Origin of the sequence: Stackebrandtia soli (assembly GCF_965137155.1) — a bacterium.
GTDB classification, from domain to species: Bacteria; Actinomycetota; Actinomycetes; order Mycobacteriales; family Micromonosporaceae; genus Stackebrandtia; species Stackebrandtia soli.
Window position 1 is genome coordinate 1 of sequence record NZ_CBCRZX010000065.1, and the last position, 19,819, is coordinate 19,819.

Annotated in this window: 22 protein-coding genes, 2 pseudogenes and 1 riboswitch; of the genes and pseudogenes, 18 read left to right on the forward strand and 6 right to left on the reverse strand. The window is 69.6% G+C overall.

Annotated elements, in window-relative coordinates; genetic code table 11:
• Positions 1-200: 200 nt before the first annotated feature.
• Together ACM9NP_RS22545 and ACM9NP_RS22550 are read left to right on the forward strand one after the other, a co-directional pair.
• Positions 201-815 (forward strand): HAD family hydrolase, encoded by a 615-nt coding sequence (locus tag ACM9NP_RS22545; RefSeq protein WP_415648770.1) that lies wholly within the window; start codon positions 201-203, stop codon positions 813-815.
• Positions 816-1,190: 375 nt separating this feature from the next.
• Positions 1,191-2,648: an MFS transporter gene (locus ACM9NP_RS22550; RefSeq protein WP_415648771.1), complete on the forward strand. Its 1,458-nt coding sequence runs from the start codon at positions 1,191-1,193 to the stop codon at positions 2,646-2,648.
• A gap of 111 nt (positions 2,649-2,759) precedes the next feature.
• Here ACM9NP_RS22550 and ACM9NP_RS22555 read toward each other — a convergent pair whose 3' ends face one another.
• Positions 2,760-3,035, reverse strand: coding sequence for a hypothetical protein (locus tag ACM9NP_RS22555; protein WP_415648772.1), 276 nt, complete (start codon positions 3,033-3,035; stop codon positions 2,760-2,762).
• A gap of 306 nt (positions 3,036-3,341) precedes the next feature.
• Between ACM9NP_RS22555 and ACM9NP_RS22560 the strand changes: the two genes are divergently transcribed.
• Both ACM9NP_RS22560 and ACM9NP_RS22565 read left to right on the forward strand, forming a co-directional pair.
• On the forward strand, positions 3,342-3,539 hold the full coding sequence (locus ACM9NP_RS22560; protein ID WP_415648773.1) for a hypothetical protein: 198 nt from the start codon (positions 3,342-3,344) through the stop codon (positions 3,537-3,539).
• Positions 3,540-3,569: 30 nt separating this feature from the next.
• A complete protein-coding gene (locus ACM9NP_RS22565) occupies positions 3,570-3,839 on the forward strand; it encodes a plasmid stabilization protein (protein ID WP_415648774.1) in 270 nt (89 codons plus the stop codon).
• 292 nt (positions 3,840-4,131) lie between these two features.
• Here the strand turns inward: ACM9NP_RS22565 and ACM9NP_RS22570 are convergent, their stop codons facing one another.
• Positions 4,132-4,944, reverse strand: a complete 813-nt coding sequence (locus ACM9NP_RS22570) for a sigma-70 family RNA polymerase sigma factor (RefSeq protein WP_415648775.1) — start codon at positions 4,942-4,944, stop codon at positions 4,132-4,134.
• A 99-nt stretch (positions 4,945-5,043) separates the two neighbouring features.
• On the reverse strand, positions 5,044-5,952 hold the full coding sequence (gene ligD / locus ACM9NP_RS22575; protein WP_415648776.1) for a non-homologous end-joining DNA ligase: 909 nt from the start codon (positions 5,950-5,952) through the stop codon (positions 5,044-5,046).
• Between the two features lie 89 nt (positions 5,953-6,041).
• Here ligD and ACM9NP_RS22580 point away from each other — a divergent pair, with 89 nt between their 5' ends.
• Positions 6,042-6,830: a TrmH family RNA methyltransferase gene (locus ACM9NP_RS22580; protein ID WP_415648777.1), complete on the forward strand. Its 789-nt coding sequence runs from the start codon at positions 6,042-6,044 to the stop codon at positions 6,828-6,830.
• Between the two features lie 10 nt (positions 6,831-6,840).
• On the opposite strand, the gene ACM9NP_RS22585 is transcribed toward ACM9NP_RS22580, so the two are convergent.
• Both ACM9NP_RS22585 and ACM9NP_RS22590 read right to left on the reverse strand, forming a co-directional pair.
• Positions 6,841-7,422 (reverse strand): phosphatase PAP2 family protein, encoded by a 582-nt coding sequence (locus tag ACM9NP_RS22585; protein ID WP_415648778.1) that lies wholly within the window; start codon positions 7,420-7,422, stop codon positions 6,841-6,843.
• A 36-nt stretch (positions 7,423-7,458) separates the two neighbouring features.
• On the reverse strand, positions 7,459-8,370 hold the full coding sequence (locus ACM9NP_RS22590; RefSeq protein ID WP_415648779.1) for an EamA family transporter: 912 nt from the start codon (positions 8,368-8,370) through the stop codon (positions 7,459-7,461).
• 42 nt (positions 8,371-8,412) lie between these two features.
• Between ACM9NP_RS22590 and ACM9NP_RS22595 the strand changes: the two genes are divergently transcribed.
• The 3 genes from ACM9NP_RS22595 to ACM9NP_RS22605 all read left to right on the forward strand — a co-directional run bounded on the left by ACM9NP_RS22595 (position 8,413) and on the right by ACM9NP_RS22605 (position 9,837).
• Entirely contained in the window at positions 8,413-8,907 is a 495-nt protein-coding gene (locus ACM9NP_RS22595) for a MarR family winged helix-turn-helix transcriptional regulator (protein WP_415648780.1), read from the forward strand.
• Between the two features lie 121 nt (positions 8,908-9,028).
• Positions 9,029-9,319 (forward strand): hypothetical protein, encoded by a 291-nt coding sequence (locus ACM9NP_RS22600; protein ID WP_415648781.1) that lies wholly within the window; start codon positions 9,029-9,031, stop codon positions 9,317-9,319.
• Entirely contained in the window at positions 9,268-9,837 is a 570-nt protein-coding gene (locus ACM9NP_RS22605; RefSeq protein ID WP_415648782.1) for a hypothetical protein, read from the forward strand. The genes ACM9NP_RS22600 and ACM9NP_RS22605 overlap by 52 nt, the downstream gene beginning before the upstream one ends.
• Positions 9,838-9,981: 144 nt before the next feature.
• On the opposite strand, the gene ACM9NP_RS22610 is transcribed toward ACM9NP_RS22605, so the two are convergent.
• Positions 9,982-11,280, reverse strand: a complete 1,299-nt coding sequence (locus ACM9NP_RS22610) for an MFS transporter (RefSeq protein ID WP_415648783.1) — start codon at positions 11,278-11,280, stop codon at positions 9,982-9,984.
• Positions 11,281-11,527: 247 nt separating this feature from the next.
• On the opposite strand from ACM9NP_RS22610, the gene ACM9NP_RS22615 reads away from it, so the two are divergent.
• The 10 genes and pseudogenes from ACM9NP_RS22615 (at position 11,528) to ACM9NP_RS22660 (ending at position 19,818) form a co-directional block, all read left to right on the forward strand.
• Positions 11,528-12,925 carry an L-serine ammonia-lyase gene (locus ACM9NP_RS22615; protein WP_415648784.1) on the forward strand — a complete coding sequence of 466 codons (1,398 nt, stop codon included), beginning with the start codon at positions 11,528-11,530 and terminating at the stop codon, positions 12,923-12,925.
• Positions 12,926-12,981: 56 nt separating this feature from the next.
• A riboswitch (adenosylcobalamin (AdoCbl) riboswitch) is annotated at positions 12,982-13,116 on the forward strand.
• A 62-nt stretch (positions 13,117-13,178) separates the two neighbouring features.
• Positions 13,179-14,075, forward strand: coding sequence for an ABC transporter substrate-binding protein (locus ACM9NP_RS22620; protein ID WP_415648790.1), 897 nt, complete (start codon positions 13,179-13,181; stop codon positions 14,073-14,075).
• Positions 14,076-14,096: 21 nt separating this feature from the next.
• Positions 14,097-15,133 (forward strand): annotated as a pseudogene (locus ACM9NP_RS22625) (FecCD family ABC transporter permease); the annotation flags it as partial.
• A 14-nt stretch (positions 15,134-15,147) separates the two neighbouring features.
• Positions 15,148-15,948 carry an ABC transporter ATP-binding protein gene (locus tag ACM9NP_RS22630; protein ID WP_415648791.1) on the forward strand — a complete coding sequence of 267 codons (801 nt, stop codon included), beginning with the start codon at positions 15,148-15,150 and terminating at the stop codon, positions 15,946-15,948.
• An 88-nt stretch (positions 15,949-16,036) separates the two neighbouring features.
• A partial coding sequence (locus ACM9NP_RS22635; protein ID WP_415648785.1) for a CatA-like O-acetyltransferase occupies positions 16,037-16,389 on the forward strand: 353 nt, incomplete at its 3' end.
• Between the two features lie 8 nt (positions 16,390-16,397).
• A pseudogene (locus ACM9NP_RS22640) lies at positions 16,398-16,687 on the forward strand (CatA-like O-acetyltransferase); the annotation flags it as partial.
• A 144-nt stretch (positions 16,688-16,831) separates the two neighbouring features.
• Complete coding sequence (locus tag ACM9NP_RS22645) at positions 16,832-18,706, forward strand: outer membrane protein assembly factor BamB family protein (protein WP_415648786.1); 1,875 nt, start codon at positions 16,832-16,834, stop codon at positions 18,704-18,706.
• Between the two features lie 52 nt (positions 18,707-18,758).
• On the forward strand, positions 18,759-19,133 hold the full coding sequence (locus ACM9NP_RS22650; protein ID WP_415648787.1) for a FluC/FEX family fluoride channel: 375 nt from the start codon (positions 18,759-18,761) through the stop codon (positions 19,131-19,133).
• Positions 19,130-19,468, forward strand: coding sequence for a DUF190 domain-containing protein (locus tag ACM9NP_RS22655; protein WP_415648788.1), 339 nt, complete (start codon positions 19,130-19,132; stop codon positions 19,466-19,468). Before ACM9NP_RS22650 ends, ACM9NP_RS22655 begins: the two co-directional genes overlap by 4 nt.
• Positions 19,465-19,818, forward strand: a complete 354-nt coding sequence (locus tag ACM9NP_RS22660) for a fluoride efflux transporter FluC (RefSeq protein WP_415648789.1) — start codon at positions 19,465-19,467, stop codon at positions 19,816-19,818. Before ACM9NP_RS22655 ends, ACM9NP_RS22660 begins: the two co-directional genes overlap by 4 nt.
• Position 19,819: the final 1 nt, after the last annotated feature.

Here is a 19,819-nt window from a genome sequence, read left to right on the forward strand (position 1 = left end):
CTCCCGGCCCGGGCACCCGTGGCCCCTGGCCCCGTTCATCCACTCCGCTTGGTTGGGCAAATGTTCGAAACAGGCGTGTTTTCGCAATTTGCCCAACCAAGCGGAACTTTTGCCCAACCAAGCGGAATGTGTGTGGGGGAGGGAGAGACGACGGTCTCGTCGTTCGGTGTTCGGGTGTGAGAACTGGATAGGCTGGACAGGTGATCTCCGCCCCGAACTCCCCACTCGTCATCGGGTTCGACCTCGACATGACGCTGTTCGACACCCGCCTGTCGATCGGCGCGACCTTGTCGGTGACGGCCGCCGAACTGGGCCTCCCGCTGGACGTCGACCTGTTCCTGTCGAATCTCGGCCCGCCGCTCGACGTCATGGTCGGCGAGCAGATCCCCGCCGATCGGGTCGAGGAGTTCGTCGCCCACTATCGCGCCGTCTACCGGTACCACGGGGTGTCCGCCGCGCAGCTGCTGCCCGGCGCGCGGGACTCGATCGCCTGCGTCCACGCCGTCGGCGGATCGACGATCGTCATCACCGGCAAGAACGACCACGACGCGAACCTGCACGTCGATCACGAGAAACTCGACGTCGCGCACGTCATCGGCTTCGCCTGGGCCGAGACGAAGACGGCCGCGCTCCTGAAGCACTCCGCGTGGGCGTACGTCGGGGACCACCCGGCCGACATCGCCGCCGCCCGCGCGGCCGGAGCCCGGGCCGTCGCCGTCACCACCGGCAGCCATGGTGCCGAGGACTTTCCCGACGCCGACATCGTGCTCGCGTCACTGACCGAGTTCCCCGAGTGGCTGAAGGGTCAGCGCTGATCGTTCGCACCGGTTGAGTCCCAGCGCTGATCGGGTTCTCGACCGGAGTTCGGTCGTTCCCGAGTGGCTGAAGGGTCAGCGCTGATCGTTCGCACCGGTTGAGTCCCAGCGCTGATCGGGTTCTCGACCGGAGTTCGGTCTTTCCCGGTTCGCTGAAGGGCCGGCGCTGATCGTTCGCACCGGTGAGAGCCCGTTCCCCACCGGAGTTCAGTGGCAGAGCCCCAGCACTGACCGAGGTCCCCCATCTGCCGGAGCCCCGACCGTCGCGGTCCATTGTCAAGACATTGAGGACGGTCATGGTCGCGCCGTCGGCCGACACGACCGTGCCGAGGTCGAGACGCCGACCGGCGCCGATCGGCCATTAGAGTTCCGCGCATGGCGAGCGCGGCGCGGTTGGCTTCATCGGCGGGCAGGGGCATCGTCGCGGCGGCGGTCCTCGGTTCGAGTCTGGCCCTGTTGGACGGCACCGTCGTCAACGTCGCGCTGCCCCACATCGGCGAGGAGTTCTCGGCCGACCTCGACGCGCTGCAGTGGACCGTCAACGGCTACACGCTGACGCTCGCCGCCGTCGTCCTGCTCGGTGGTGCCCTCGGTGACCGCTTCGGGCGTCGACGCGTCTTCCTGATCGGTGTCGTCTGGTTCGGGATCACGTCGATGCTGTGCGGTTTCGCGACGGGCTCCGTAGAGCTCGTCGTCGCCCGTTGCCTTCAGGGGATCGGCGCGGGTCTGCTCACGCCCGGCTCCCTCGCCATCATCCAGGCGTCCATCAAGGAGGGCGACCGGGCGAGCGCGATCGGCGCCTGGTCGGGCCTCGGCGGGGTCGCGGCGGCGGCCGGGCCGCTGCTCGGCGGCTGGCTCGTCGACGCGGTGAACTGGCGTCTGGTGTTCTTCATCAACGCCCCACTCGTCGTCGCCTGCGTCTTCGCGACACTGCGCTGGGTCCCCGAGACCCGCGACGAGACCCGTTCCGGTCGTTTCGACATCGCCGGGGGCGCGTTGGCCGTCGTGTTCCTCGGCGGGGTGACGTACGCGCTCGTCCAGTACGAGCCGCTCGTCCCGGCGCTCGTCGCCGCCGGCATCGGACTCGCGGCCGGTATCGCTCTGCTGGTGGTGGAGCGGTACGCCGCGGCGCCCGTCCTTCCGCCCAGGATGTTCGCGAACCGGCAGTTCAGCGCCATCAACGCGGTCACGTTCTTCGTGTACGCGGGCCTCGGCGGCGTCCTGTTCTTCCTCGTCATGCAGCTGCAGGTCGTGTCCGGCTACGACGCGTTGCAGGCGGGCCTCAGCATGTTGCCGTTCACCCTGCTGATGCTCGTCTTCTCGGCGCGGGCGGGCCGCCTCGGTCAACGCATCGGGCCGCGGCTGCCGTTGACGGTCGGCCCGGCGATGGTCGCCGCGGGAGTCCTCGCGCTCGTCGGTGTCGGCGCGGTCGCGCCGTATTGGACTCATGTGCTGCCGGGAGTGCTGCTGCTCAGTGTCGGCATGACGATCACCGTCGCACCATTGACGGCGGGAGTGCTCGCCGCGACGGACGTCGCCAACGCGGGCGTCGCGAGCGGGGTCAACAACGCGATCGCTCGGGCCGCGAATCTGCTCGCGGTGGCCGCGCTTCCGCTCGCCGTCGGGTTGACCGGTATGGCCTACACCGACCCGGTCGCCTTCACCTCCGGGTACCGTCTCGCGATCATGCTGTGCGCCGGGATGTTCGTCGTCGGGGCTCTCATATCGCTGTTGTGGGTGCGCAATCCCGCTCACGCCTCGGCGAACCCGCCCGCGACCCACACCCAGTGCTCGCCCAACTCTCCCCAGCTCGACCCCGGCACGGGGGAGTAGGTGTGAGCGCGTTCCCGCCGTGCGAGCGCCGTCGTGGTCCTGACGGACGACGGTATGCGGGAAGCCTCGCCCCTCGCCGGGTGCCGTTCGTGACGAAGGAGCGGACCAGCCCTAATCGACGCCCGGCCGAGCCAGGTATCCGGCCTCGTGGAACACGCGAAGCGATTCGACCGTGATCATTCTCTTCCAGTGTTCCGGAAGTCCACTGTGTAGCCCACTGAACGACGCGCGAGGACGATCGGTGCTCACCCCGGAGATCGTGCACACCATGATGTCGTCCAACGGATCCCCCGACCACACCCGAACCGTGTTAGGGGCGAGCGACGCGGTCACCGTGTATGAATGCCGCGCACCGCCGAATCGCCCGTACGACACAGAATCCTGCATCATTTGTCCCTTGTGTTATTCACTGCCTCGTGGATCCACCAGGCCGCCTGGAGAGCGGCCGGCCACGTGGATACCACGCTAGGGCCAGCATGGTGAAACCGAAAGGCGCCACGATATGGCCATTTTTCACCGAGATTCATGCACCATATTCGGCGCGCCGCGCCTCTGGTGGGCGTTTGAATCGGGCCCCCATCGGGTAATCAATAAAGGAAGGCGGACAAAGAAGGAGGCGATGGTATGACTCATGGAAACGTCCACCGGCGCCACTGGTCACGTCCGAAACGCGCACGCTCCGGCAACGAACCGATGACTGCGAAGAGGGTCGCGCCCGCGACAAAGGCGTGGCTCGCCGCCGGTGGCCTTATCGTTAGCGGTGGACTCGGCCTACTCGCGTGGGCCAACGGGTTCACCGCAATCGCGATTCTGTTCTGGGCGTTCGCCGTCCTCGCCTTGGTCGACATCGGTTGGCAAAGCTGGAAACGGCAGCGCGGAGTACACGACTGACGTCGGAACGAGGCGTGATGCCGCGTCGAGATGCCGCGTCGAGCATGGACCGACAAACGCGAACGGCACTACGAGCACATCAAGAAGAATGAGCGCCAGAAGGGCACGCCCATAAAACGTGCGGAGGAAATGGCAGCGCGTACGGGCCAGTCGGGAGAGGCGGCTACGTCGAGCAGGCTCTCCACAAGTGACTTGTCCTCGGGAAGGCGCGGCGGACTGCGCTCCCACTCGGGAGCCAACGGCCCGACGAAGGACCAGCTCTGCGAGGAAGCCCGCAGGGCGCTCGACAATCAACAATGAACAACGAATTGCGGCGGGCGGTCGATCGAGAGAAGTGAACCGTCGCGAGTCGCAAAGAACCGTACGGCCCGTTTCCCCGAGGGGACGCGGGCCGCAGTATTGGGCGGGCGCGCTTTCCCGGCCATCGAGACCATCAGGCCGCTCGAACCGCCACCGGGCAGGCGAGCCGTCCAAGCCGTCACCGGGTTCCGAGTCGTGACGGGGATTTCGAGTCGACCTTCAACGGGGACCGCCCACACGGCAGAGACCACTAAGGATGATCGTGATGAACCGGCCCGTCCGAGCTGGCTCATCAGCGGAGGGTGACCCGGGCGTCGTCCGGTAGCAGCCGCCGCAGGTGTCGCAACGCCCGCTTCAACAGGCGCGAGACGTGCATCTGCGACAGGTTCACCCGCCGTCCGATCTCCTCCTGAGTCAGGTCGCCGTAGAACCGCAGCCACAGGATTCGTCGCTCTCTCGGCTCCAGACGCTCCATCGCGGGACGCAGCACGGCCCGCAACTCGGCCCGTTCCAGCGCCGGATCCTCGTCCCCGATGGTCGACGCCAAGCCGTCGTCCTCGCCGTCCGAGCGGCGCGACGCGTCCAGGGACGACGGCCACGCCATGCGACTCGCCGCCAGGCCCGCGCGCACCCGAGAGGCGGGCATGGACAGGAACCGGGCGTAGTCCTCGACGCTCGGCACGCGCCCGAGCCGTTGCGTCAGTTCCCACGAGGCGTCTTTGACCGCCATCCGCGCCTCCTGCACCCCGCGCGGCGGCCGGATCAACGCGCCCTTGTCACGGAAGTACCGGCGAACCTCGCCCAGCATCGTCGGCACCGCGAAACCCGAAAAGGCCTCCCCGCGTTCCGCGTCGAAACCGTCGGCGGCCTTCACCAGACCGAGCCGGGCGACGCCCACGAGGTCCTCCACGGGCACCCCGCGGCCCCGGTACCGGCGTCCGAGCCGGTCCGCCAGCGGCAGCGCCGCCGACACGACCTCGTTGCGCAGCCTCCGCCGCGCCGGATCGCGCCTGCTCAGGCGGCGCATTCGGGCGAGTGGGCGGCGGACGCGCTCATCGATCGCGCGCGTCGACCGCGTGGACGGTATTCGGGTTGTCTCGGACATCAGTCCACCCCCGTGCCATCGGCGAGTGGGGCTCTCGACGTTCGTGCTCGTCGCCCCCGCGTCCGTACCGATGGTACGCCCCGGATGGCGCCACGGCCGCTACTCCTCGGGCACCCTCGGGCCCGTGACCAGCACATCCGCGTACAGATCGCCGAGTTCGTCGATGCGTTCGAGGACTTCCTCGGGCGTGAACGTCCCCGGTGTCTCGGCCTCCACCTCGTCCCACGTCATGGGCGTCGACACCGTCGCCGAGGACCGATTCCGCAGCGAGTAGGCCGAGACGGTCGTCTTCGCGGCGTTGTTCTGGCTCCAGTCGATGAAGACCTTGCCCTCCCGGAGGACCTTGCGCATCTTCGCCACGATCAGGTCCGGGTGCCGGTCCTGCATCTCGTAGGCGACGGCCCGCGCGTACGCCGACACCTCCGTGTCGGTCTGTTCCGCCGCGATCGGGCAGGTCAGGTGCAGCCCCTTCTTGCCCGAGGACTTCGGGTACGCCACGAGGCCGTCCTCGGCGAGGCGATCCCGCAGCAGCAGGGCGACCTCGACGCAGTCGACCCAACCGGCGCCCTCGCCCGGGTCCAGGTCCGCCACGAGGCGGTCCGGTTCCCGGTTCTCGGTCGTCACCTTCCATCCGAAGGCGTGCAGTTCGAGCGCCGCGAGGTTCGACAGCCACACCAGCGTCGGCACGTCCTCGGCGACGACGAAGTCGAGATGATCGTGTCCTCGTGACGAACCCGGCGTGGCGATCCGCGCCGTGCGAACCCAGTCGGGCGTGTGCCGGGGCGCGTTCTTCTCGTAGAACGACCCGTTGTCGACTCCGTCCGGGTACCGGATCCGGGTGATCGCGCGATCGGCGAGCTGCGGCAGCAGCACACCGCTGATCTTGGTGTAGTAGTCGATGACGTCGCGCTTCGTTCGTTCGTCGCCCGGATACATCACCTTGTCGAGATTGGACAGACTGAGCTGGCGTCCCTCGACCGTCGTCTTCACCCGCTTCGGCTCGGCCATGCCTCCACTGTGCCGTACCGGGCGCCACCGCGCGCGGCAATGACGATCGCGCGGTCGGATAACGTCTTCGCGACGACGGAGGAGACCCCATGCGCGTGACCACCCGCAACGCCCGCTTCCAACAGTGGCAGGCGCTGCTCGCCAACCGGACGAAGCGGCAACGCCTCGGTCAGCTCCTCGTCCAGGGCGTTCGCCCCATCAATCTGGCCATCGAGCACGGGCTGACGATCGACACCCTGCTCCACAACGCCGACGCACGCCTGTCCAACTGGGCCCGTGGCGTTCTCGACGAGTCGGACGCGGAGGCGATCGCCGTCGCGCCCGAACTGCTCGCGGAACTCGCCGACAAGGACGACGCCGAACTCGTCGCGGTCGCGCGTCGCCCCGACGACCGGCTCGGCGCCATCACGCCCAGTCCCGATTTCCTCGGGGTCGCCTTCGACCGACCGACGAGTCCCGGCAACATCGGCACGCTCGCGCGGTCCGCCGACGCGTTCGGCGCGAAGGCCCTGATGACGACGGGTCACGCCGCCGACGTGTGGGACCCGAAGGCCGTCCGGGCGTCGACGGGTTCCCTGTTCGCGCTCTCGGTCGCGCGGGTCGACGCCGTCGCCGACGTGACGGCGTGGTTGGCCGACTCGCCGACGCCCGTCCGCGTCGTCGGCACAGACGAGCACGGCGACACCGATCTGGCCGAGTGCGACCTGACGGGGCCGGTCCTCATCGTCGTCGGCAATGAGACGACCGGGCTCGCGCGCGGTTGGCGCGACCGCGTCGACGTCATGGCGCGCATCCCGATCACGGGCGCCGCGAGTTCCCTCAACGCGGCCACGGCCGCGTCGATCGTCCTGTACGAGGCTGCCCGCCAGCGGGGCTGACGAGGGGCCGCTACCGCAGGAGCTCGAACGGCACCCCGGCCACGATCGCGCCCCACAGCGCGCCGACGATCACCTGCGCGATCGTGTGGTCGCGCAGGCTCACCCTGGACCATCCGATGAGGACGACGACGGCGATCGCGGGGGCCGTCCACCAGTCGAGCCCGTACGCGAGGGCGAGGATCGTGACGGTGGCCGCGGCGACCCCGGTGTGGAAGGAGATCTTCCACATGAGAGTGATCAGGGTGTTCGTGGCGATCGACGCCAGCAGGGCCACCGCGAGCGAGCTCACCGACGGCGGAGCCGCGAGCCCGTAGGTGAGGGCGACCCCGGCGAGCACGGAGACGACGCCGATCGACAGCGGCACGATCCGTTGGGAACGGTGGTGGATGTGGACGTCGGTGACGTCGCCGCGTCGCATCGCCCAGACGATCACGGCCATCGGGATTCCGGCGCACATGACGGCGACGAGCGCGCCCCAGCCGAGGCCGGTGAGTCCGGGGTCCGCGTGCCAGCCGACGCCGAGGCACAGGACGACGAGGACGGTCGCGGGCGCGAAGAGGTGAGTGACGAGCCGGGCCAAAGACATGTCCATATGATGATCCGTCGCGGCGGACGGTCCGTATCCGCCTCAGGACGCTGTCATCGTCTCCTTCGGAGCGTCGAGCACTCGGCGGCGCCGACGGTACAGGTTCACGACGGCGGGCTGTCCGGCCAGGATCCCGACGGCGACCATGCACACGCCGATCAGTTGGGCGGGGCCGAAGGTCTCGTCCGCGAAGGCGACGCCGAGGAGCGTGCCGACGACGGGGCCGACCAGGCCGATCAGCGCGGCGGATCCCGCGGGCATCCGGGTGAGGCCGCGGAACCACAGGACGTAGGCCAGTCCCGTGCCGAGGATCCCGAGGTAGGCGAAGCCGAGGAGGGCCCGCCCGTCGAGCGTCGGCGGCGCGCCCTCGACGACGAGTGTCAACGGCGCCAACAGGAGCCCGCCCGCGACGAGCTGCCAGCCGGTCAGCGTCACGAGGTCGGTCGGCGGCGTCCACTTCTTGACGAGCACGAAGCCGAACGCGGAGCTGACGACGGCGCCCACGGCGGCGGCGACTCCGATCGGATCGACGACGAAGTCCGCGCGCACGACGAGCAGCGCGATGCCCACGACGCCGATCAGGGCGCCGCCGACGGCGAGGCGCGTGGGCGTCTCGCGCAGGAAGGCGAAGGCGATGACCATGACGGCGAGGGGCGAGAGGGCGGTGAGGGTCGAGGCGAAGCCGCCCGGCAGGCGGTACGCGGCGAGGAAGAGCAGCGCGAAGAACAGCCCGATGTTGAGCGTCCCGAGGAGCGCCGATCTCCACCACCAGGACCCGCGCGGCAGCCGTCGTCTCGCGGCGACGATGACGAGTCCGATCGGCAGGGCGCGCGCCGCCGCCGCGAAGATCGGGCGGTCCGGGGGCAGGAACTCCGACGTGACGAAGTACGTGGAACCCCAGGTGATGGGGGCGATCGCGGTGAGGAGCGGCGTCAGGGGAGATTTAGTTTCCATGGAAGAGATATTACCTTCCGTGGAAGGTAATAGGCTGGTGTCATGACCGAAGACGCGGTGGATCGCATCACGGCCCAGTGGCGGCGCGAGCGCCCCGATCTCGACTCGTCTCCGATGGAGGTGTTCGGTCGTCTCGGTCGTCTCGCGGCGGATCTGGACGTCCTGCTGCGTCCCGTCTTCGCTCGGCGCGGCCTCGGGGAGGGCGAGTTCGACGTCCTGGCGACGTTGCGTCGGGCGGGGGAGCCGTACACGTTGACCCCGGGCCAACTCGCCGCGTCCATGATGGTCACCTCGGGCGCGGTGAGCAAACGGATCGATCGACTGGAGGCCCGCCGTCTCGTCGTTCGCCGCGCGGGGGCGCAGGACGCTCGATCGAAGCTGGTCGTTCTGACGGAAGCGGGCGTACGCCTGGTCGACGATGTCCTCGTGGCGCACCTCGAGAACGAACACCGCCTGCTGGCGCACTTGCCGCCGGAGGACCGACGCGAACTCGCCGATTTGTTGCGCAGGCTCGGCGCCGGCCTGCCGTCGAGATAGGACGACTGCTGGCCGGCGGATCGACTGCCGCGCCGTCGATGTGACGATCCGTGGTAGGGCGGCGCGGCGGTATCGTTGGCGATCGTCGACGCGAACGCCCGAGTCGGATTGGAGCATTCCAATGGATTCCCCGGATCACTCCTATCAGGACGTCGGTGCTCGGGTCGGTGAACTCCAGGCCGAGGGGGTCTTCGAGCGGGCGCGATGTCTGCTCGAAGTGTTGGCCGAGCGTCGTTTCGTCGTGGACGACGCGGCGCGGGCCCGGGTCGAGGGCTGCGCGGATCCCGACGTGATGGGGGAGTGGCTGACCCGGGCGGCGACGGCCGCGTCGATGGAGGAGGTCTTCGAGGAATGGGAATCGTGTTGGACGTTACGGGTTCGCCGCCGCGTCCGCCCTGGCTGCGGGCGTTGAGTCGACTGGACGAGCCGTGGCTGCGGCAGGGCCTCCACAACGGTCATGCCGGCGCGGTGAAGATCGTGTTGTGGGCTCGGGGCTTCCGTCCCGACGAGGCGTTTCGTCAGCGCATCGCAGATTGTCCTAACACGACTGAACTTGAGCGACGCCTTGTCCGCGCCCTCGTCGTCGAGGAGGCCGAGGAGATCTTCTCCGCCCCGATCGAGTGCCCCGAACTTCTGTCCACATTGTCGGAGCACGACGCGGATTACTGGCCGCCCAGCCTGATTCGATACGCCGAGGCGTCGGCCGAGAACGACGCCGATGAGGACGTGGAGCCGACTTTCGAGGACTTCCACTCGCACGGCATGGCGAAGGCGCTGTACCTGGTGACCAGGTTCCGGGCCTGGGTCGTCGATGACGGGGCTCGCGCCCGGATCGAGGCCGGCTATCGCGGCGGGGGTCTGGGGCGTTGGCTCGTCCGCGCGGTGCGTGAGGGGTCGGTCGAGGAGATGCTCGCCGAGCCGGAGGGGTGACGCGGCGTTCTTTCTCGTCGCGAAGCGGACTCCAGGTGGACGCGTTCACAAGGCGGAGGCGTCACTGACACCGGCGTCGTCCTCGGGGCACACCGAGCGCGCCGCGAGACGCCACGTCGTGGGGAATCGGAGCCCCCACAAGCCCTAACGCACCACGGTTTCGGCGGCGGACACGCGGTAGCGCCAGAACGCGGGCAGCGCGACCACCGACACGAGTGTCAGCACGACGACGAGCACGCCGCCGCCGGTCGCGGCGACCGTCGTTCCCGCGATGGCGGCCGTCCAGCCGTGCGTCAGGTCCGCGACGCGGGGCCCACCCGCGACGACGACGGTGAACACGCCCTGGAGACGTCCTCGCATGTGGTCGGTCGTGGCGGTCTGCATGATCGCGCCGCGCATGACCATGCTGATGAAGTCCGCCGCGCCGCCGAGGATGAGGAAGAACACGGCGACGGTGATCGTCGACGACATTCCGAAGCCGATGACGCTGGCGCCCCACGCCGCCACGGCGATGGCGGTGACCGCGCCCTGTCGCCTCACGTTGCCGAGCCAGCCCGAGCCGAGGCCGCACACGAAAGAGCCGATCGGTATCGCGGCGTACAGCAGTCCGAGCGCGATACCGCCGCCGACGGGGTCGCCGAAGGTCTTCTCCGCCATCTCGGGGAACAGCGCGCGCGGCATGCCCGCGATCATCGCGATCAGGTCGAGGAGGAACGACGCGAGCAGGATCTTCTGCGTGACGAGATAGCGAAGCCCGTCCCAGATGTCGCTCAGGCCCGCCTTTCCCGACGCCTCGGCGGACGGCGCCATCGCGGGGAGCCGCCACACGGCCCACACGGCGAGCGTCAACGCCACCGCGTCCAGTAGATACAGTGTGGACAGTCCGATGAAGGGCATCATCGCCGCCGCCGCGAGCGGCCCGAGGACCGCCCCGAAGTGCATCATCGTCGTGTTGAGCGCGACCGCCGACGGGATCTGCCCGGTCGGAACGAGCCGCGCGACCATCGCCGAACGGGTCGGCATGTTGACGGCGAAGAACGCCTGGTTCACCGCGAGCAGTCCGAGCACGACCCAGACTGATCTGAACTGGAGGAACGCCTGCGCCCACAGCAGGATCGACGTCGCCGCGACCCCCGTGTTGGTGATGAGCAGGAGCTTTCGACGATCCATCGCGTCGGCGATCGCGCCGCCCCACAGCCCGAAGACGAGCAGCGGCAGGAGCGCCGCGGCCCCCGTCAATCCGACGTAGCCGCTGGAGCCGGTCAGGTCGTAGATCTGCTTGGGGACGGCGACGGCCGTCAGCTGACTGCCGATGGCGGTGACCGCACCCGAAGTCCAGAGTCGACGAAAGGCGGGGATCTGGAACGGCTTGGTGTCGATGACGATCGACCCGAAGAGGGTGCGGGGTCGCTTGCCGTCGTCCTGCTTCAGATCTTCGGTCACGTCGGCGGAGCCTAGTGAAAGGGCGACCGAAAGTCGACAGCTCGCGAAGCGGTGTGATCCGGAAGACTCCGCGGCGTGCGCGCCGAGTGACCGGGCGAGCTCCCGCAGTCGGTCTCGGCGTGGTCGACATCACGGTCGTGACCAGGGCGATCACCATGCCTTGAGAGGCATTCACCGAATGGAGTCCCGTTACCCTTGGCCTTCGACGGCACATCGACGTGCCCGAAGCGATTCAGGAGCCCCCGCCATGATCAGCGTCTTCGATCTGTTCACGATCGGTATCGGGCCGTCCAGCTCGCACACGGTCGGCCCGATGCGCGCCGCGCACCGGTTCGTGTCGGGATTGAAGGCCGACGGCATGCTGTCGGGCGTCGTTCGGGTCCGCTCCCAGCTGTTCGGGTCGCTCGGCGCCACCGGTCACGGTCACGGTTCCGGCCCCGCCGTGCTGCTCGGCCTGGAGGGCGAGGAGCCCGAGACCGTCGACACGACCACCGTTCCGGCCCGGGCCGAGGCGATTCGCGCCGAGGGTCGTATCCGACTGCTCGGCGTCCACGACATCGCCTTCGCCGAAGCCGACCTGGTGCTGCATCGACGCCGCAGCCTTCCGTTCCACCCCAACGGCATGACCTTCAGCGCGTACGACGCCGCCGGAGTGGTCGTCCGGGAGCGGACCTACTACTCGGTCGGAGGCGGTTTCGTCGTCGACGAGTCCGCCGACGCGGGCGCGCCACCGATCAAGGTCGACGACACCCCCGTACCGCACCCGTTCTCCACCGGCCAGCAACTGCTCGACGTCACCGCCGCGACCGGCAAGTCGATCAGCCAGATCGTGCTCGCCAACGAGCTGTCGCGTCGGGCCGAATCGGACGTGCGTGCCGGTCTCCTCGACATCTGGCAGGTCATGCGCGAGTGCGTGCACGCGGGCTGCCACACCGAGGGTCACCTCCCCGGCGGCCTGCGGGTGCCGCGCCGCGCCAGCGAGCTGTACCGGGACCTGCGCGCCGAGCACGTCGCGGCGAGCGACCTCAGTCGACAGTCGACGAGCGATCCGTTGCAGATCATGGACTGGGTGACGCTGTTCGCCCTGGCCGTCAACGAGGAGAACGCCGCGGGCGGGCGCGTCGTCACCGCCCCCACCAACGGTGCCGCCGGGATCATCCCGGCGGTCCTGCACTACTACTGGCGCTTCGTTCCCGGCTCGAACGAGGACGGCGTCATTCGCTTCCTGCTGACGGCCGCCGCCGTCGGCGTCCTGTTCAAGGAGAACGCCTCCATCTCCGGCGCGGAGGTCGGCTGCCAGGGCGAGGTCGGATCCGCCTGCTCGATGGCCGCCGCCGGACTGACGGAAGTCCTCGGCGGGACGCCCGCCCAAGTCGAGAACGCCGCCGAGATCGCGATGGAGCACAACCTCGGTCTCACCTGCGATCCCGTCGGTGGCCTCGTCCAGATCCCGTGCATCGAGCGCAACGCCGTCGCGTCGATCAAGGCGATCACCGCCGCCCGGCTCGCGCTGCGCGGCGACGGCCGCCACACCGTCAGCCTCGACAAGGTCATCAAGACGATGCGCGAGACCGGCGCCGACATGAAGGTCAAGTACAAGGAGACCGCGCGCGGCGGACTCGCCGTCAACGTCATCGAATGCTGAGGCCACACGTCACACCGTCGCCACCGCACCCGGCGCCCACGGCGACGGCCGTTACTGTGTGAGTGCAATCGACGCGTGCCAGGCGAAGCCGGTGAGAATCCGGCGCTGTCCCGCAACTGTGAACCGGCCCCCCGGTCAGCCAGGTCGCCCTGGCCGCGTCGCGAACCACGCTTTCGAGGAACGAGCGTCTCGCACGGTGAAGACACCTCCTTACCGGCGCGCGAGCACGACCCTCGACCGGCAGGAGGAACACATGGCCCCCACCCGTAGACGTTTCGTCGCACTCGCCGCCGCCGTCGCGCTGACCGGCGCGCTGGCCGCGTGCGGCGGCGATGAGCCCACAGCCGAGAAGCCCACCGAGAAGGGCGAATACGCCGCCGGCGACCTCGTGCTCGACGGCAAGCCGGAGAAGATCGTCTCCCTTTCGGCGACCGCGACCGAGATGTTGTTCGCGATCGACGCCGGACCGCAGGTCACCGCCGTCGACGTCCAGTCGACCTTCCCGGCCGACGCGCCCGTCACCGACCTCGACGCGTTCACCCCGAACGCCGAGGCGATCGCCGGCTACGAACCCGACCTCGTCATCGTCGGCCACGACCAGGACGGCATCGCGGGCAAGCTCGCCGACGTCAAGATCCCGGTCTACTTCGCGCCCGCCGCGGCGACCCTGGACGACACCTACGCCCAGATCAGCGACCTCGGATCGCTGACCGGACACACCGCCGAGGCCACCGAACTCAACGAGCAGATCTCGACGTCCATCGACGGGATGATCGAGGAACTGCCCGGCGAGGACAACGGCACCGTCTACTACGAACTCGACAGCGAGCTGTACTCGCTGACGTCGACGACCTTCGCGGGCTCGCTGCTGTCCGCCGCCGGACTCGAGAACATCGCCGACGAGGCCGACGACGCCGAGTCCAGCGGAGGCTACCCCCAGCTGTCCGCCGAGCACATCTTCGCGAGCGACCCGGACTACATCTTCGTGTCCGGTCAGCCCGCCGTCGAGGAGCTCACGTCCCGAGACGGCTGGGACAGCCTCACCGCCGTCAAGGAGGGCAACGTCATCGCGCTCGACCCCGACGTCGCGTCCCGCTGGGGCCCCCGCGTCGTCGAACTGATGCAGGCCATCACCGGCGCCATCAAGTAACGGCGTTGACGATCCACCCCNCCCCCGCCCCCGCCCGGCTGCGCCCCGCGTGGCTGGGCGCGGGGCTTCTCCTCCTCGCGGCGACCGTCGTCGCGGGCGTCGCCTTCGGGCCGGTGTCGCTTCCCCCGTTGGCCGTCGCGGCCGACCTGCTCGACCGCGTTCCGGGCGTCGCCATCGACTCGGGCCTCACCGAGCAGCAGTCCGCGATCGTCGGGAACCTGAGACTTCCGCGCGTGGTCCTCGCGCTGCTCGTCGGCGCGATGCTCGCCCTCGCGGGCGGTTGCTACCAGGGCGTGTTCCGCAACCCGCTCGCCGACCCGATGCTCCTCGGCGTCGCCTCCGGCGCCGGACTCGGCGCGACCCTGTTCATCATCGCCCGCGCGGGAGGCGCGCCCCTCGACGCGCGTCTGCTGCCCGTCGCCGCGTTCGTCGGCGCGCTCGCCGCGCTGGGCGCCACCTACCTGCTCGGCGCCGCCGGACGGGGCCGCGGCACCGTCACGCTGATCCTCGCCGGGGTCGCCGTGTCCGCGTTCGCCTCCGCCGTCCAGACCTTCGTACAACAGCGCAACGTCGACAACCTCGCGTCCGTGTACTCCTGGCTCCTCGGTCGACTGTCCACAGCGAACTGGGACGACGTGCTCATGTTGCTGCCGTACGTCGCCGTCACCGCCGCGCTCGTCCTCGTGCGCCGCCGGGAACTCGACGTCCTGACGCTCGGAGACACCGAGGCCGCCGCACTCGGCCTGCACCCGGCCCGCTCCCGCGCCATCCTGCTCATCGCCGCGTCGCTCGGCACCGCCGCCGCCGTCTCCGTATCCGGCCTCATCGGCTTCGTCGGCGTGGTCGTCCCGCATATCGCGCGGCTCCTCGCCGGACGTTCCTACCGCAGCATCCTGCCGTTGTCCCTGTTGTTCGGCGCGGCGTTCCTGATCCTCGCCGACCTGCTCGCGCGCGTCGTCGTCGCGCCCGCGGAACTGCCGATCGGCGTCATCACCGCGTTCGTCGGCGCGCCGTTCTTCGTCCTGGTGATGCGCACGACGAGGGAGGCGGCACCGTGACCCGTCATGCGCACGTGACCGCCGACGCCGTCACCGTCCGGCTCGGCGGGCAGCTCATCGTCGACGAGGTGTCGTTCCACGTCGACGCCGGTGAATGGCTCACCATCATCGGGCCGAACGGCGCCGGGAAGTCGACCCTGCTCGCCGCCGTCGCGGGACTGATCCCGGCCGACGGCGACGTCCGCGTCGGCGGGCGATCCCTCGCCGAACTGCCCCGCCGCGTTCGCGCCCGCGCGCTCGCCCTCGTCGCGCAACGACCGACGCAGCCGCCGGGCATGGCCGTCCTCGATTACGTGCTGCTCGGCCGAACCCCGCACATGCGTCCACTCGGGAGGGAGAGTCGTCACGACGTCGACATCGCCGCGTCCGTGTGCGATCGGCTCGACATAGGCGGCTTCCTCGACCGCGACCTCGACACCCTGTCCGGCGGCGAACGACAACGCGTGTTCCTCGCGCGGGCCCTCACCCAGTTGTCGGGCACCCCCGACGGCCTGCTCATGCTCGACGAGCCGACCAGCGCGCTCGACATCGGGCACCAGCAGGAGGTCCTCGAACTCGTCGAGCAGCTGCGCGTCGACGACGGGCTCACGGTCGTCTCCACCATGCACGACCTGTCGATCGCGGGGGAGTACGCCGACCGGATGTTGTTGTTGTCACGCGGCAGGGTCGCCGCCACCGGCACACCGAGCGAGGTGCTCACCGAGGACGCGCTGGAGCTCCACTATGGTGCGACTGTGCGCGTCGTCGAATCGGAGTGGGGGCCGATCGTCGTCCCCGCGCGCCGCGCCGGGGGAACCCGAGGCCCGACGACGTGACGGGGCCGGTCGACGAAGGCGCCGCGCCGTCCCCGTGCCGCCCGGGAACCGGTTCGTCGGCGTCGGCGAGCGCTGTCAGGATGACCCGATGAGCAGCCTTCGCCGAATCGACCGCGACTCCTGGCCGCGTCGGGAGCACTTCGCGCACTACCGCCACCGGGTTCCGTGCACGTACGCGATCACGGTCGAGATCGACGTGACCGAGATGGCGGCCGCGCTGCGCCGCTCCACCCGCAAGACGTACATCGCGCAGGTCTGGGCGCTCGCCTCGGTAGTCAACCGCCACGACGAGTTCAGGCTCACCCTGGACGACGACGGCGAACCCGCGATCTGGGACGTGCTGGACCCGGCGTTCACGGTCCTCAACGCGGAGACGGAGACCTTCGCGTGCGTGTGGACGCCGTTCGACGCCGACTTCGGGCGCTTCCACGACGCGGCGAGNGCNCNNNCCGACGAGCACCGGGGGACGACGTCGATGTTCCCGCAGGGACCGTTGCCGCCCAACTGCTTCGACGTGTCCAGCCTGCCGTGGACGAGCTTCACCGGCTTCACCCTCCAGATGGCGGGCGACCTGGACCATCTCCTGCCGATCTTCACGCTCGGACGGTACGTCGAGCGGGACGGTCGCACGCTGCTGCCGCTGGCGCTCCAGATCCACCACGCCGCGGCGGACGGCTTCCACTCCGCGCGCCTCATCAACGAACTTCGAAGTCTCGTGGCCGCGCCCGACTGGATCTGAGCTTCCGCCCGAGCAGGGCGGCCTGCGGCATGCGCCTGACCCGGGAGCCGCGGTCGCGTCGATGACGCCCCGCCGGGGGCTTCGCGGCCCGCAAGATCGGCAAACCCCATCGCGCTCGCCGCCCCCTCCGGTAGAAACCTAGACGTGGGGAAGCGTCGAAGTACACAAAGGAAACAGGGCTGGTCGAAGTCGCTGCTGCGGATAACGCTCCGCACCACGGGCTGCGCGACGCTCGTCGTCACCGCCGTCCTGCTCGGGTTCGCCGTGTTCATCGAGTCCGCGTCCGATGACGGCAGCGGTCCCTGGCTCGCGATCGCGATGATCTCCGCGTTCGTCGTCGCCGGCGTCGTCATCTCGATCGCCGTCACGCACCCCGGCTGGATCACGGGTGTCGCCGCCGCGACGACGATCGTCCTCTCAGCGGTCGCGGCCTGGGTGACGTACGCGCTCATGCCCGACCCGTCGTTGTCGGCCTTCATCAGCCACCGGAGCGCGCTCGCCGCGGCCGCGTTCGGGCTCGGCGTCCTCGGCGGCGGACTGCTGCTCCTCGGTGAGATGGCGACCGACGGGAAGGTCCCGCCCCCGACGATGCGGCCGCCCCGCAGAGTGGCGCAGGTCATCGGCGTCGTGTGCATTGCCGCGGTCGCCGTCGGCGGCGTGTTCGCGATTCCCGGCGTCAACGCCTGGACCGACGACGCCAACAGCGATGTCTCCGCAGGGGACGGCCCCCTCGAATCCGGTGGCTGGAACCTCGACGGGCTCACGGGCTCGGGCCACGCCGCGAGCGCCCTCGGGACTCCGGCGGGGCTGCTGACGACGGACGACACCTCGGCCGAGCCGTCCGTCGCCGTCACGATGCGCGACGCCATCACGGGCGACGAACGCTGGCACCACCGGCGGTACAACCGCCAGAGCACGCAGACGCCGCTCTCGTCCGTCGACGGCGGACTCATCGCGCTCGCGGGGCAGCGTCGCGACAATCCCGACGCGCACGTGGTCACCGTCCTCGACGCGGTGACGGGGCGCCAGCTCGCCGACGTCGCGGTCGGCGCCGATCCGGGAACCCTCAAGGCCGTCACGACCGATCTGGTCGTGCACGTGACCGGCCCCGAGGACACCGTGTTGACCGCCCGCGACTTCCGGGGCTCCGTCGTGTGGCGGGTCGACCCGTCGACGAACTGCCGCATCACCACCGCCCGCGACGCCGGCGCGTCGATCCTGGTCGCCGACTCCTGCCGCGCCGACACGCGCACCGAGGACATGGCGACGATCCGCGCGCTCGACCCGGCGACGGGGAAGACCCGCTGGACGTTCACCTCCGAGGAGGAGGGCATCGTCAACGACGGCGGGCTCGCCGTCACCCCGAACACCGTCGTCGTCGACGTCCGCCGCGACGACTCCACCAGCGAGGGCCTGTTCGCGGCCCGCCGGTACCGGCACTACCTGTCGGCGCTGTCGTTGGCGGACGGCGAAATCCGGTGGGACCGCGCGGAGACCGACCTCGGCGCGACCTACGCCTCGGCGTGCGCGGGTTCGCTGCGCCTCGCCGGTGTCTCGATGGCGGCTTGGGGCCGTACCGCCATCACCGCCGACAGCTCGCCGAAGCCACTCGATTCGAGCATCGGCGACGGTCTCGTCGTTCTCGGCGAATGTCACCAGAGCGGCAACGCGACGGCCAGCTTCGACGTGATCGGCTACCGGCTGGAGGACGGCAAACGCGCCGTCGTCGGCGGCGCGGGTCTCGGATACGCGCCGCAGCGCGGCCACGACGCGCGGGGCTGGTTCGCGGGACTGCCCGACGGCCGCGTCGTCATCGCCGTCAACACCTCCATCGACCGCAACACGCCGGACTGTCGCATGTACTCGATCGGTCCGCAACGGGACCGGGAACGGTTGCCGATCCCGGAGGCGCTCGAGTCCACCGCGTGGTGCCAGGAGGCCGCCGTCCACGTGACGCCGAACAGCGTCGCGGTCAGCTATCGAGACGCCGACACCGGCCGTTTCTTCACGGTCAGTTGACCGGGGTGAGGGCATGACCGCGCCGACCGTCGTCCGCTGGCACACTGGCACCGTGACCCGGACCCTTGTCGCGGTGGCCGTCGGCGGCGTCGTTGGAGCCCTCGCCCGTTACGGGCTGTCCGTCCTGTGGCCGACCCCGTTCGGGGCGTTCGGTTGGACGACGCTGGCCGTCAACGCGTCGGGCTGCCTCCTCATCGGCGTCCTCATGGGACGCCTGGACCGGGTGAGCGCGCCCGCGTGGGTCCGGCCCGCGCTCGGTGTCGGAGTGTTCGGCGGATACACGACCTTCTCCGGGTACGCCGCCGAAGCGCTCGCGACCGGACAGCGGCATGGACCGCCGCTCGCGATCGCCTATCTCGCGGCGACACTCGTCACCGCGATCGTCGCCGTGTGGCTCGGCACGGCCCTGGCGGGGAGGCCACGATGAAGACGATCCACCGACGGCCCGGAGCGAAGCTCACGGTGATCACGGGCTCCGAGGACACGTACGAGGGACAGCCGGTGCATTCGGCGATCGTTCGCAACGCGCATCTCGCGGGACTGACGGGAGCGACGGTCTTGGACGGGATCGAGGGTTTCGGGGCCAACAGCCGTGTCCACTCGTCCCGCTTGTTGTCCATATCGGATAATCTGCCGGTCTCGGTGGTCGTGGTCGACGCGCCCGACCGGATCGAGCGTTTTCTGCCGGAGCTCGACGGCATCGTCTCGGGCGGTGTCATCACCGTCGAGGCCGTCGACATCATCGAGTTCGGCGAGTCGTGAGCGTGCTCGCGGTCGCCGCCGGAGCCGCCGTCGGAGCGCCGCTGCGGTATCTCCTCGATCGCGCCGTCACTCGACGGACGGGGGCGATCATGCCGTGGGGGACGCTCGTCGTCAACGTCCTGGGTTGTCTCGTCATCGGGGTCCTGTTGGGGCTCAACATGACGGGGAACTGGTACGCCCTGCTCGTCATCGGTCTGTGCGGGGCGTTCACGACGTACTCGACGTTCGCGTACGAGACTCTGCGCCTGTACACCGAGGGCGCGAGACCGGCGGCGTTCGTCAACGTCGCCCTGCAACTGGCGTGCGGTCTGACCGCCACGGGGGTGGGCTGGTCGATCGGGGCCGGGTGAC

Excerpts from the sequence above, each read along its gene's own strand:
- ACM9NP_RS22655 (WP_415648788.1), top strand. The coding sequence starts at position 19,130 with ATGAAGACGATCCACCGACGGCCCGGAGCGAAGCTCACGGTGATCACG.
- ACM9NP_RS22595 (WP_415648780.1), top strand. The coding sequence starts at position 8,413 with ATGACCGAAGACGCGGTGGATCGCATCACGGCCCAGTGGCGGCGCGAG.
- ACM9NP_RS22585 (WP_415648778.1), bottom strand. The coding sequence starts at position 7,422 with ATGGACATGTCTTTGGCCCGGCTCGTCACTCACCTCTTCGCGCCCGCG.
- ACM9NP_RS22550 (WP_415648771.1), top strand. The coding sequence starts at position 1,191 with ATGGCGAGCGCGGCGCGGTTGGCTTCATCGGCGGGCAGGGGCATCGTC.
- ACM9NP_RS22555 (WP_415648772.1), bottom strand. The coding sequence starts at position 3,035 with ATGCAGGATTCTGTGTCGTACGGGCGATTCGGCGGTGCGCGGCATTCA.
- ACM9NP_RS22570 (WP_415648775.1), bottom strand. The coding sequence starts at position 4,944 with ATGTCCGAGACAACCCGAATACCGTCCACGCGGTCGACGCGCGCGATC.
- ACM9NP_RS22560 (WP_415648773.1), top strand. The coding sequence starts at position 3,342 with ATGACTGCGAAGAGGGTCGCGCCCGCGACAAAGGCGTGGCTCGCCGCC.
- ligD (WP_415648776.1), bottom strand. The coding sequence starts at position 5,952 with ATGGCCGAGCCGAAGCGGGTGAAGACGACGGTCGAGGGACGCCAGCTC.
- ACM9NP_RS22590 (WP_415648779.1), bottom strand. The coding sequence starts at position 8,370 with ATGGAAACTAAATCTCCCCTGACGCCGCTCCTCACCGCGATCGCCCCC.
- ACM9NP_RS22615 (WP_415648784.1), top strand. The coding sequence starts at position 11,528 with ATGATCAGCGTCTTCGATCTGTTCACGATCGGTATCGGGCCGTCCAGC.
- ACM9NP_RS22580 (WP_415648777.1), top strand. The coding sequence starts at position 6,042 with ATGCGCGTGACCACCCGCAACGCCCGCTTCCAACAGTGGCAGGCGCTG.
- ACM9NP_RS22565 (WP_415648774.1), top strand. The coding sequence starts at position 3,570 with ATGCCGCGTCGAGCATGGACCGACAAACGCGAACGGCACTACGAGCAC.
- ACM9NP_RS22600 (WP_415648781.1), top strand. The coding sequence starts at position 9,029 with ATGGATTCCCCGGATCACTCCTATCAGGACGTCGGTGCTCGGGTCGGT.
- ACM9NP_RS22620 (WP_415648790.1), top strand. The coding sequence starts at position 13,179 with ATGGCCCCCACCCGTAGACGTTTCGTCGCACTCGCCGCCGCCGTCGCG.